Raw genomic sequence first — 11367 nt, 5'->3', positions numbered from 1 at the left:
GACCGCCGCCCCATGTCCGAGTGTGGCTATCGGCACGGGCGCGGCCTTTCATGCAAAAGGCATAACTCGACCCGGAAGAGACCTTCAGCGGTCCCGTTAGTGGCCATTCGCGAGCAGCTATCTGACTGGTCCGAAAGGTCGTTATACTGTCGTCGCGGCGGGGGGAAGGACACCCCGTCAGGGGCACCAGTGGGTAATGCCGACCGCGCCCAGGGTCTTGGGCACCGTCTGCGTAATAGTCAGGCGCAGACCTTGCCCCGCCGCAGAGCTGGGTTCAAGCTTGCCGCTTTATGTGGCGACTATGCCTGCCGAGCCCAATCTACCTCATCATCTGCCGGTCTTCGAACATGTGGTAATGCTCTTTCCTCGCACGCGCCGATCATTTCATAATTGCGGCGAGCCTCCGAGAGAGACGGTCGATTTGCGCCGCCGGCGAAATCAGGATCGCGCGCCTGAATCAAGTCATCCTCCCAAAAGCAGACCGGGCAGATTTCGTATGATCCAGGACAGAGATCGATAAGGGTACGGTGGCCACAACACTCACATACTCTGCGGTAGCCTGGGACACAACACTGCAAGTCTGTGCTTGGGATAGTCGCTAGCGCTGATTGGCGCGCGCCAAGCGGGAATTCCACTTCATATGCGGCAGCCAGTTCGAGATCTGAATGGACAAGCACGACCGTTCCGACAGTTCCTGCCCTCACGAGCAGCGTCGAGCTTTCGCCGATCATTTGCGCTTCTACATCCCGGGTAGGGATAACCAGGTCATTTTCCGAGATTGAGCGATTCTCTTGAGCCATTGTTGCGATCCGCAAGTATTACGACGCCTCGATTCCCATGGTACGGATTGTCGAGCATCTACACCTGCATGTCGACCGCCCGCTTGTGGCCGAGCGTGTGCGAGAATGGGTGTTGTTAACGGGGACTGTAGCCGCTGCAGGAAATCCCGCGGCCTTCGATAGATCATTAAGACTGAGCTAAAACCTGCCGTCTCCACGTTTCCCGAGGTCTCCGAGTGAGGTGGAATTGAAGATCAAAATCCGCGATGCATTACCTGAACCGTCTTCCTATGTTGTGTCCGAAGTGGAGCGCAAAATCGGTCGACCTCTGCCAAATGAATATATTAAAAGTCTGCAGACTTTGAATGGCGCACATTTTGATCTCAACGAATTTTCTCTCCCAAACGGCCACAGCGCCGGAGTAACTCAATTCCTCCCGTTCGACCACGTTATTCGACATATGGGATACATGAAGCAGACGCAGGTCTCGGGTTACGCGCCTATCGCCCACGCCGAGGGTGGAAATTACGTCTGCGTCTCGTTGAAAGACGGTGATTTCGGGCAAATTTATTTTTTTGACCATGAAATTCCAGGATATGATGCGTTATCAAGAGTTGGGGATTCGTTGAATGAATTTTTAGATTCTCTTCGCGAATTTAAAATAGACGATGTTTTTCTTGATCCCGTTCGAATCAAAGAGGTTTGAGTTGATCCTGAATTCCTGAAAAATCTAAAAAACTAGAGGAAAAATTTTCCCGGCATCCAAGATAATCGGAGTGGCACGATGACGAGAGATTTACTCGCCCCTACGCCCTATTGGGACCACTGGATTGACCATTCGCACAATCGAATTGAACACATGTGGGCGAAGTGCAAAGAACCTCCGTCCAATCCACGCTATCGTCCACAGTACGTTTTTGAAATTGCCCGGGAATACTGGCAATTGATGCTGGAGCGCTATTCACGCGGAGATCCCGTTCGTGAATTGATGCAATATTTCCCCGGGCTTCTTGATGCCTGGGCAGAATCGGAACGGCTCGGTGCTGATGAGTTCTCCCCCGAGCAGCAGTTCTCGCGCCATAGCTGGGCCACAAATCTCGACAACTACATTGTGTGCTTCTGGTTGACGGGACTTGCGCTTGCCCTGGACATCCCGGATGACCAGTGGCGGCGTCTTGTCGCGCTGATGGGCAACGAAGGCGAAGACACGCTCCTCGACCGTGTAATCGCCAGTCGAGATCGCGGTCGCCGGATCGGTACGGCTGTGTGTCACCCGAGACCGTACGCGAGGTTGCTCGAAGCGATTGACGCGTCGCCAGAGGAACAGCCACACTTGCTTCAAACGTTCGTGGAAAACTGGTACGCGGAACTCAACCGGCCCCCGAAGGGGGGCGGCGTGACAGCAATATACGATCGTCCCTATTGGTATGGGTTTTCTCAAAACATAGAAGGTGGCGCATACTTTGGATTCTGGTGTGTCGAAGCTGTGGCGACGGTTAAGGCTTTCGGACTGGATGACAGCCTTTGCCTAGGCGAGCCGCATTATCCAGGTGACTTGCTTCGACCAGATGGGCCGACCACGAGCGCCTCGTCTGTTCAGGTTGCAGTAGCTACAGTAGCCGGCCAATCCCGCATAACGCAGGAAAGTCTGTTGAGGCGTCTGTTCGGGAAAAGTGAACAGAGTCATGACCGAGAAATTCACGTGCTACCGGGCCGAAAGTGTGGCTAACCTTGATGCAATCGGCAATGTTCTTCGCCTATCATTGGATGTCGCGCGATAAGCGAACGCTCAGGGCGTTTCCGTCTCCACGCGTCGCTTAACCGCGACATTCATCGCCTGAAAGTTCCGCTGAGTTTCCTCGATCACGTCTTTCGTCAACCGCCCAACGAACAATCCCGAAAAAGACTCCGTTTGCTCAAGCTGGGTGCCTCCGGTTGCGGCAGTTAGGTGAATACAATGTGTGCCGTCGAAGACGCCGCGAATCCACACACTGCCGCGCCAGCAAACTTCATGTTGCGGACGGGCGGCCAGAACCGTCGGCCTGAACACCATCGAATCCGGGCCACGCCCTAGCACAATGCGGATTGTCTCTCCCGCCCTGAAGTCGCCGTCAACGCGGGTAATGAAGGGATTCCAGTCGGAATATGCGGTGCTGTTCGAGATGACGTGCCAGACATCCGCGGGCGGCCGATCGATGAAAATGTCAGCTCGTATGCTGCTATCTTCGTGCAGGACAAGAAGGGCTCCAATTACGCCGACAACAGTGACAGCGATGCCTCCCAAAATCATGCCCCGTAAGCCCATATTCGTCCCGTAGTCGGTTGCAATTGCGTTGCTGCAGTCTTGAACGCACAGATTGTTGACGATCTAGGCAGCGACGTCGAGTGTCTCAAATTGGCCGACCACTGCCTGACGGATCTCGCATTAACCAAGGCGGCATAGAAGCGTGTCGACCGGCTGAGTGCCCACAAGGGACCTTCAGCTTTCTCGATAGCGGACATTCACTTGACCTTTGCATCAACTGAGATTGACGACGATCGACGCAGCGCCTTCGGCACGTCGCGTCTCCGTCACCTCGCATCGCCTTTAACTTCCGATACCGGTTTCTCGAACTACACCGCTGGTCCCTCAGGTGGCTCTTCCCGAATCGCAACAGCGATCGAGCTTCCGACGATTGCGATTATTCCAAGGACCGGCACGAAGTCTAACTTCTCGCCCCACACGAAGAAGCCAAAAAGCGTTGCCCAAATGATGCTTGTGTAGGTATAAGGAGCAAGTGTCGCAGCACTTTCACGCCTTACTGCGACCGTAAAGAGAAGCTGGCCCGCAGTGGCGAACATAGCCAGCAGTGCCATGATGAGCAGGTTCTTCAACGTCGGCGTCCGCCACGCAAACAATAGGGAAACACCGGTCACCGCGGTCCCAACGACTGTGAAGAAGACCACGGTTACGCTTGAGTCGTCGCTAACCTTGAGCCTGCGAATCTGAATCATGGAAAGAGCACCACACAAAGCACTCAAAAGCAGCAAACACGGACCAATGAGAGTCGACAAGCTGCCATGAGGCCGGACAACTAAAAGGACACCGAGAAAGCCTACGCACGCTGCGACTGTATTCCGCGGAATCAAGCGCTCCCCAAGAAGCAACGGGGCGAGGACAACGACAAACATCGCCTCTGAATAAACAATTGCCACGGCCTCGCTCAATGGTAGGTACGGCAAGCCTGCGAAAAATAGTCCTGAAGCGCCGAGAAGTGTCAGCGCACGCATTATCTGTCCGCGAAGGTCAATATTTTTAACGCGAGCGATCAACGACTTGCCACGAAGACTGACTAGAACGGCCGGCACAATGCCGAACAGCATGCGAAAGAACGTTACTTCGTTCGCTGGATAATCGAGCGCCACCGCTTTGCCGAGTGCATCGACGATCGCGAAACAGAACATCGATATCAGTATTAGCCCGATCGTTTGATACTGGGCGGTGCGATCGGAGACGAGAAAATTTGGGCGCATATACGCTTCCGGCAGCCGTAGGTGCTCGTTGCGGGGTCGCTAGATTGTCAGCGATTCGTCAGTGACTGTCCAATGACCGGTTGTGGGCGGTAGCGTCCCAAGACCGGGCGAAACGATCGTCTCGGGCGGGTGTGCTATGCAAATGGCATGGCAACCCACTTCGGTCACCCGCTTCTCTGCGGAGCGGCCGTTCATACACCTGAAATTCCAGCCTCCTTCGTACGCCGATCCGACCATCGGACGCTGCGCGTGACGGAATTTCCACAGCCGAGGCAGATCCCCGTCACGGCCAATATGTCCTGCGGCGATGCCGCTCTCGTTCTATCAGCGAATTTCAGGCTTTGCTTTACTGAGCACCAACGCTCGTCGTCGACTGGCAGGAGGGCCCTATGAGACTTACCAAGGTTTCTTTCGTTCTTCTTGGCTTCATCTGGGGATCAAATTTTATCTACATGAAGTGGGCCACCGCGTTGATCAGCCCAATGCAGATCGCCTTATTGCGGGTGTTTTTTGGCTTCCTCCCACTGGCGTTTGCGGCATGGCATAAAGGAGTAATCGAGCGTAGCCAGATTCGTCATCTTCCGCATTTTTTCGTCATGGCGGCTGTGGCGACAGCCTTCTACACTACTGTGTTGCGATTGTGAACGGCACCGCGTTGCTCCCGTCGGGCATCGCGGGTGTTCTGGGCGGCTCTATCGCGATATTTACCGCTATTTTCTCGTTATTGCTCTTGCGAACGGAAAAAGTGAACAGATTGATGGTGGTCGGCGTGGTTCTCGGTTTTGCCGGCATTGTTCTGATCGCTCGGCCCTGGGAAGGTGCTGACAACCCGATCGATCTCACCGGCGTTTTCTGAATGTTGGCAGGAGCGGTCATCCTCGGGCTGTCGTACGTTTATGTCCGTCGTTTCCTGTCGCCCTTTAATCTTCCGCCCTTGGCGTTGGTCACGTGGCAAATGGGGTTGGCCCTACTCATACTAGCGGTGTCGACGAACTTCTCGGGGATGGCCAGCATCCTTAAGGATTGGCGTGCAGCCACTGGAGTCGTGGTAGGGCTCGGCATTCCAGGCACCGGAGTCGCGTTCCTGATTTACTACTATTTGCTGCAGGAACTCGGCGCGGTAGCGGCATCGGGCTCGACCTACATTACACCTACCGTCGCGCTGCTGATAGGTTGGGCTGCCGGTGAACGAGTTGGCATACTGGAAGTAGCGGCTATTGCCCTGATTCTGGCAAGCATAGCGCTGTTGCAGATTGGACGACAACGCGCCGTGCGCGAAACGGAGCAAGCAGTTCGCGCTGGTACCGCGCGCCCCTAAGCCGGCCAACAGAACGCCACCTTGGGGATTGCGGCTGAGCGGCAGATTTGCATCAGTGCTGGAGTCTGGGCACTCAATCGACTGCAGATTGCCAACGAACCAGCTGGATGCCTCGAACGTCTCAAAATGGCCGCCCTGCGTACAATGACTGGACGCGGTGATCGCTTCGGGCGCGCGCCTTTTGTAAAAGACATAAGCCAACCCGCACCCGTCAGTCAAGGGCGCTGCCCGTATGCCGCGGATGAAGCCACGAACAGATATCGGCAGTGGCAGCAAAACCATGCTAATGTAGACAAATTGTTCTAGACAAACTATTCTACATCTTGTCGTTTTTCCAAGGTTTCGTCATGACCAAAACCGCTCCCGTGACCAGACCGACCGCGGCTGAACTCGAACTTCTGCGGGTTCTATGGCCAATCGGCCCCGCCACCGTCAAGCAGGTCCATCAGGCGATTCAGGAGGAACGGGCCGACGTTACCTATGCCACCGTATTGCGCCAAATGCAGGTCATGCACGCGAAGGGGCTGCTTACGCGCGACGAGAGCGAGCGGTCCCACGTCTATGCGCCCGCGCAAAGCCAGAACGCGCTGCAAACCAGCCTGTTGAAGGAGTTGATCCACAAGGCGTTTTCCGGTTCGGGGAAGGCGCTCGTTATGGCCGCATTGCGCAAGCATGTGACTCAGGAAGAACGTGATGAAATTCGCAGGTTTCTGCACGGGGACGAGCGATGAGTCCTTCGTCCGGGGCACTCGTCCAGGCATTGGGATGGGCGCTCCTGCAGTTCGTGTGGAAGGGTGCCTTGATCGGCATGGCAACGGCGCTCTCGTTGCGGCTGTTGCGCGGCGCGAGCCCGCAAAGTCGCTATGCGCTGCCCTGCGTTTCGCTGCTGTTATGTCTCGCTGTGCCGGTGCTTGATGTGTATCGGGGCATCGAAGCGGCACCGTGGACATCCGGCTGGCTTCGCACGAGCAATTCCCCCATCATGCCGACGATAAGCACCCGCGCGCCGCTTACGCTGGACGACGCCCTGCCCCGGCTGGTTGCGGTATGGCTGGCCGGTGTTGCCGTCATGTCGTGTCGTCTGGCGGCCGGGTTGCTATGGGTGCGTCGGATCGGCCAGGCTCTTCCCGACTGGCCGGATACCCGGTGGCAGGACTCCGTATCCGCGCTGGCCGCGCGTTGCGGGCTGTTGCGCCCGGTGGTACTGCACGTGACGGCGCATCGCTCGAGCCCGCTGACGATCGGCTGGTGGCGGCCGCTGGTGCTGGTTCCGGCGGCCTTGCTGACACGTATGCCGCCCGATCTGCTCGAGGCGGTGCTGGCGCACGAAGTCGCGCATATCAAGCGCGCCGACTATCTGGTCAACCTGCTGCAAAGCGTGAACGAAGCGCTGCTTTTCTATCACCCGGCAGTGTGGTGGCTGTCGCGGCAAATTCGTATCGAGCGGGAATGCGTTGCCGATCAGATCGCCGCCACACTCATCCAGAACCCGCGCCGTTTGGCGCTTGCGCTCGAGCAGCTCGATACTCTTCAATCGACTCACGCCGACTGTGCGCCGGTCGCGCAATCAGCGCAGGGCGGCCAGCTGCTGGACCGCATCAGGCGTCTCTGTCAGCCCGTCCTGCCTTCGCCGAACTGGACGGCGCACGTCCCGGCCATCGCGTTCGGATTCGTTGGGTTGTGCGTAACAGCGCAGACACTCTGGCCCGCGCCCGCGTCGCAACACGCGGCAGGTATCGTGGCGATCGCGCGGCTCGAATCGAACCATGTTGTGGTGATCGACGACAACTCCGGCAAGGTCCTGTTCCAGAAGCGGCCCGACGATATCGTGCCGATCGCGTCCTTGACGAAGTTGATGACGGCCATGGTCGTACTCGACGCGCGGCCCGACATGACCCGAACCATTCGTATCGACGCCAGCGACGCCGAAGCGTTGCGCCCCAGCCGCACGGGATTGCCTGCGGGCGCGAGGCTACCGCTGTACGCAGTGCTGCAACTCGCACTGATGTCGTCGAACAACAGCGCCGCGTATGCGCTGGCGCGTCAGTACCCCGGCGGGTTCCCGGCGTTCCAGGCCGCGATGCGCGCCAAGATCGCCGCGCTGGGCTTGAAGCACACGACGATCAACGAGCCAACCGGCCTCTCGCCGCTCAACACGTCGACGGCAAGCGACGTCTCGGTCATGGTGAACGCGGCGGCCCGGTATCCGGCTATCGTGCGCGCCACGACCGACTCGCGCAGCGTTGTGCCGATCGACGGCAAGCTCGTGGAATACCAGAACACGAATCCGCTCGTCGGGCAAAAGGGCTGGGACATCGCCTTGTCGAAAACCGGCTTCACCGACGCGGCTGGACGCTGCCTGACCATGCGGCTGCGCTCGGTTCGGGACAGCGTCACGATGGTGTTTCTGGACGCTGGACCGACTGCATTCCCCGCACACGACGCGATGAACATCCGCCGCTTCCTGCTCGCGCGCAAGCTGACCTGACGCTCGCCACGCTCACCGTTCTTCCTCACTCTCACTGACCGGACTTAACCGTGACTCACTCGATCACGCGTCGAAAGCTTTTGATTGGATTGCCGCTGCTCGCCGGCATGGGCGTCGTCCCCGCGCTGCACGCCGCCGAATCGCCGCTCGCTGATATCGAGCGCCGGCGTGGCGGACGCCTCGGCGTGTTCGCCATCGACACCGGTTCGGGACGCACGCTGAGCCATCGCGCCGACGAACGCTTCCTGATGTGCAGCACGTTCAAGGGACTGCTCGCGGCGCAGATACTGGCACGCGTGGACAGCGGCGCGGAGCGGCTCGATCGCCTCGTGCGCTATACGGAAACGGACCTCGTTTTCACGTCGCCCGTGACGAAAGCCAACGTCGCGCGCGGCGCGATGTCGATCGACGCGCTCTGCCGGGCGATTCTGGTGGAGAGCGACAACACGGCCGCGATCCTGCTGATGCGCAGCGCCGGTGGTCCCGCCGCGCTCACCCGGTTCGTTCGCGACCTCGGCGATACGGTCACGCGCTCGGACCGCTACGAGCCCGACTCGAACCGCTATCGCGGCCTGCTCGACACCACCACGCCGAAGGCCATCGCCACCACGGTGCAGCGCCTTCTGCTCGGCGATGTCCTGAGCGCCGGTTCGCGCGCACAACTGGAGCGCGGCATGGCCGACTGCAAGCCGGGCCTCAACCGGATTCGCGCCGTGTTGCCCGCCGGCTGGCAGGCCGCCGACCGGCCCGGGACCAGCGTCGAGAGCGAGACCAACGACTACGCGCTCGTTCGCCCGCCCGGGCGCGCGCCGTTGCTCGTCGCCGTCTACTACGATGCGCCAGGCGTTGGCATGGACGCGCGCGAGGCCGTGTTGCGCGAAGCGGGCACGGCGTTCGTGCGGTGGGCCACGGGCACGGCATGACGGACGCCGGCACGCGAAACCGGCAGATCGATCTCCTGCGGGGCATCTCGATCCTGCTCGTGCTGTTTCACCACTTCAATATCGCTTACCGGCTCGACGACACTTCTCTGTCGCGCGTATTCGGCTGGGAGGCGGTTCGCGCCGTGGCGCGAAACGGCAACTATGGGGTCACGATGTTTTTCGTGATCTCGGGCTATCTGATCACGACGAACGCGTTTCGTCGCTGGTCCGAACCCGGTCATGTTGATGTCAGGGCGTTTTACGGCTTGCGTATCGCGCGCATCATCCCGTGCCTGCTGCTGTTGCTGGCCGCAGTGAATGCGCTGGCACAGGCCGGCATCGCCATCTTTCAGAATCACTCGCCGGTTGGCGCGCCGGTTTCGTTCTGGCTCGTCAACCTCGCGTCGCTAACTTTCTGGATGAACGTACTGATCGGTGCGCACGGATGGACCAACTATGCGCTCGGCGTGTTGTGGTCGCTGTCCATCGAGGAGGTGTTTTACCTGTCGTTTCCGCTGCTTTGCCTCGCGTTTCGCCGGGAAGCGCGGCTCATTGCTTTCTGGCTCGCATGTATTGTTGCGGGCCCCGCTTACCGGTTCTTCCATCAAGGCGACGAGGGCGGATATCTCTACGCGTATTTCGCGTGCTTCGATGCAATCGCCATCGGTTGCTGCGCGGCAGCGCTCGGGAGGGGCGTCGTCTGGCGTGGTGGCATGCGGAGCCTGTTGACGTGGCTGACGGCGGCGGGGATGACATTCGTTTACCTGTTCTGGCCGATCCGGGAAAGCAACGTGTTCGGCGTTACGGCCGTGGCCGTCGGCACGGCGGTGTTGCTGCTGGCCGCACAAAATCGCCCGGTCGAACCAACGATCCGACCCGCGCGCCCGTCCGCCGTGTTCGAAGGGCTCGGCAGACTGAGCTATGAACTCTATCTGTTTCACCTGATCGTGCTGGGCTTGATGCGAACGATTTTTCCGCCTTCCGGCGTGACGGGAGACGAAAAGCTGGCCCTTCTGTCTGCCTATCTGCTGCTTTCCGCGGGGCTGGCAACGTCCATCGCGCGTTGTTACGCGGAGCCTTTGAATCGCAACATCCGGCAGTGGCTGGTTCCTGGATGCCTTCGTTTGGGAAGCGGACGCTGCGCGCAGAACATGAATGAGTCGAAGGGTTCCAGTCTCGACACATGAAAGTCTTGGGTGCCCTGGGCGCAGGACGGCCCTCAATGCGGCGCACCGATGACGCTACAGAAAGAGGTGTGCGAGCCCAATTCTCGCTCTACGGCGGTTGCCTCAAGAAGGGGCATCGTTACAAAATCTCGAAGCGCGGTTCCTGCTGACCGATGTAGGCGGGTTCGAGAGTCGGGTTTTATCGTACGCGTCGGCACGGCAGTGCAGCCGCTGATCAACTTGATGCGAGATCACTTGCTCGAGGCCGACATCGTCTACGGCGATGAAACGACGGTGCAGGTGCTAAAGGAGCCGGGCCGCGCCGCTCAACGCAAGAGCTACATGTGGGCGCAGATGAGCGGCACCGGCCCGCCGGTTCGATTGTTCAGTTACAGCCCGACGCGCAGCGCGGCCCAGGCCGCGGCGCTCTTTGTTGGCATCAAGCCCGGTGCGGCATTGATGACTGACGGCTATGAGCCGTACAACGATGTCGCCGATAACAACCAGCTCGTGCATTTGGGCTGTTGGGCGCATGCGCGTCGCTACATGATCGAGGCCGAAGAGAATCTGCCGAAGGCGGAGCGTGGCCGCGACCATCCTGTCAGCGAATTCATTCGACTGATCGGGCAGCTCTTTGCGATCGAATCGCGCTGCGAAGACATGACGCCTGCGGATCGTTTGCTCGCGCGGCAACGAGAGAGTCGTTCCGTGCTCGAAAAAATCGAAGCGTTGCTGCTGAAGCAGTTGAACGCTGTGTTGCCGCAAAGCGCGTTCGGCAAAGCGCCGCACTACTTGAAGGGGCAATGGCCGAAGCTGATTCGCTACGTCGAGCACGGCGCCTGGCCGATCTCGAACAACGCGTGCGAAAACGCGATTAGGCCATTTACCGTCGGCCGAAAAAATTGGCTCTTCTATGACACGGTCGCTGGCGCGAACGCGGCGGCTAATCTGTACTCGCAGATCGAGACGTGTAAGGCAAACAGCGTCGAGCCGTATGGGTACCTCGTCGCGCTGTTCAAAGCGCTGCCGCTTGCTCAGAAGGTGGACGATTACGAGGCGCTGTTGCCCTGGCGGCTCATCGCGCCCACGGACTGACGCACGGGCGGGCGCCTCGCACAAGCCACGTGGTTTATTGCGCGCTTACGGAACTCGTCGAGTATGTTTGCTCCAAACCGATAAG

Annotated in this window: 12 protein-coding genes and 1 pseudogene; 10 read left to right on the top strand and 3 right to left on the bottom strand. The window is 59.1% G+C overall.

Features of this window, described 5'->3' with window-relative positions; genetic code table 11:
* Nucleotides 1-299 precede the first annotated feature (299 nt).
* On the bottom strand, nucleotides 300-731 hold the full coding sequence (locus BHE01S_RS37335; protein WP_084069424.1) for a CPCC family cysteine-rich protein: 432 nt from the start codon (nucleotides 729-731) through the stop codon (nucleotides 300-302).
* A 295-nt stretch (nucleotides 732-1026) separates the two neighbouring features.
* Between BHE01S_RS37335 and BHE01S_RS37330 the strand changes: the two genes are divergently transcribed.
* Together BHE01S_RS37330 and BHE01S_RS37325 are read left to right on the top strand one after the other, a co-directional pair.
* Nucleotides 1027-1485: an SMI1/KNR4 family protein gene (locus BHE01S_RS37330; protein WP_167337724.1), complete on the top strand. Its 459-nt coding sequence runs from the start codon at nucleotides 1027-1029 to the stop codon at nucleotides 1483-1485.
* A 78-nt stretch (nucleotides 1486-1563) separates the two neighbouring features.
* Nucleotides 1564-2508 (top strand): PoNi-like cognate immunity protein, encoded by a 945-nt coding sequence (locus BHE01S_RS37325; RefSeq protein ID WP_084069416.1) that lies wholly within the window; start codon nucleotides 1564-1566, stop codon nucleotides 2506-2508.
* A 60-nt stretch (nucleotides 2509-2568) separates the two neighbouring features.
* Here the strand turns inward: BHE01S_RS37325 and BHE01S_RS30990 are convergent, their stop codons facing one another.
* Nucleotides 2569-3069, bottom strand: a complete 501-nt coding sequence (locus BHE01S_RS30990) for an SRPBCC domain-containing protein (RefSeq protein WP_167337723.1) — start codon at nucleotides 3067-3069, stop codon at nucleotides 2569-2571.
* A 323-nt stretch (nucleotides 3070-3392) separates the two neighbouring features.
* Nucleotides 3393-4292 (bottom strand): DMT family transporter, encoded by a 900-nt coding sequence (locus BHE01S_RS30985; protein WP_042270790.1) that lies wholly within the window; start codon nucleotides 4290-4292, stop codon nucleotides 3393-3395.
* 389 nt (nucleotides 4293-4681) lie between these two features.
* Between BHE01S_RS30985 and BHE01S_RS39610 the strand changes: the two genes are divergently transcribed.
* The 8 genes and pseudogenes from BHE01S_RS39610 to tnpC all read left to right on the top strand — a co-directional run.
* Complete coding sequence (locus BHE01S_RS39610) at nucleotides 4682-4936, top strand: EamA family transporter (protein ID WP_281177779.1); 255 nt, start codon at nucleotides 4682-4684, stop codon at nucleotides 4934-4936.
* A complete protein-coding gene (locus BHE01S_RS39605) occupies nucleotides 4933-5148 on the top strand; it encodes an EamA family transporter (RefSeq protein ID WP_281177778.1) in 216 nt (71 codons plus the stop codon). The genes BHE01S_RS39610 and BHE01S_RS39605 overlap by 4 nt, the downstream gene beginning before the upstream one ends.
* The gene (locus BHE01S_RS39360; RefSeq protein WP_245639910.1) at nucleotides 5149-5610 is read left to right on the top strand and encodes a DMT family transporter; all 462 of its coding nucleotides are present in this window, start codon (nucleotides 5149-5151) and stop codon (nucleotides 5608-5610) included. It begins immediately after the preceding gene.
* A gap of 347 nt (nucleotides 5611-5957) precedes the next feature.
* Complete coding sequence (locus BHE01S_RS30975) at nucleotides 5958-6341, top strand: BlaI/MecI/CopY family transcriptional regulator (RefSeq protein WP_042270789.1); 384 nt, start codon at nucleotides 5958-5960, stop codon at nucleotides 6339-6341.
* Nucleotides 6338-8098 (top strand): M56 family metallopeptidase, encoded by a 1761-nt coding sequence (locus tag BHE01S_RS37320; RefSeq protein ID WP_084069411.1) that lies wholly within the window; start codon nucleotides 6338-6340, stop codon nucleotides 8096-8098. The genes BHE01S_RS30975 and BHE01S_RS37320 overlap by 4 nt, the downstream gene beginning before the upstream one ends.
* 50 nt (nucleotides 8099-8148) lie before the next feature.
* Nucleotides 8149-9021 (top strand): class A beta-lactamase, encoded by an 873-nt coding sequence (gene bla, locus BHE01S_RS30960; protein ID WP_042270787.1) that lies wholly within the window; start codon nucleotides 8149-8151, stop codon nucleotides 9019-9021.
* Complete coding sequence (locus BHE01S_RS30955; protein ID WP_084069409.1) at nucleotides 9018-10208, top strand: acyltransferase family protein; 1191 nt, start codon at nucleotides 9018-9020, stop codon at nucleotides 10206-10208. The genes bla and BHE01S_RS30955 overlap by 4 nt, the downstream gene beginning before the upstream one ends.
* A 180-nt stretch (nucleotides 10209-10388) precedes the next feature.
* A pseudogene (gene tnpC, locus BHE01S_RS30950) lies at nucleotides 10389-11282 on the top strand (IS66 family transposase); the annotation flags it as partial.
* Nucleotides 11283-11367 lie beyond the last annotated feature (85 nt).

It is taken from the genome of Paraburkholderia heleia NBRC 101817 (assembly GCF_000739775.1).
Taxonomy (GTDB): Bacteria; Pseudomonadota; Gammaproteobacteria; order Burkholderiales; family Burkholderiaceae; genus Paraburkholderia; species Paraburkholderia heleia.
This window is presented reverse-complemented; position numbering and strand designations above follow the sequence as displayed.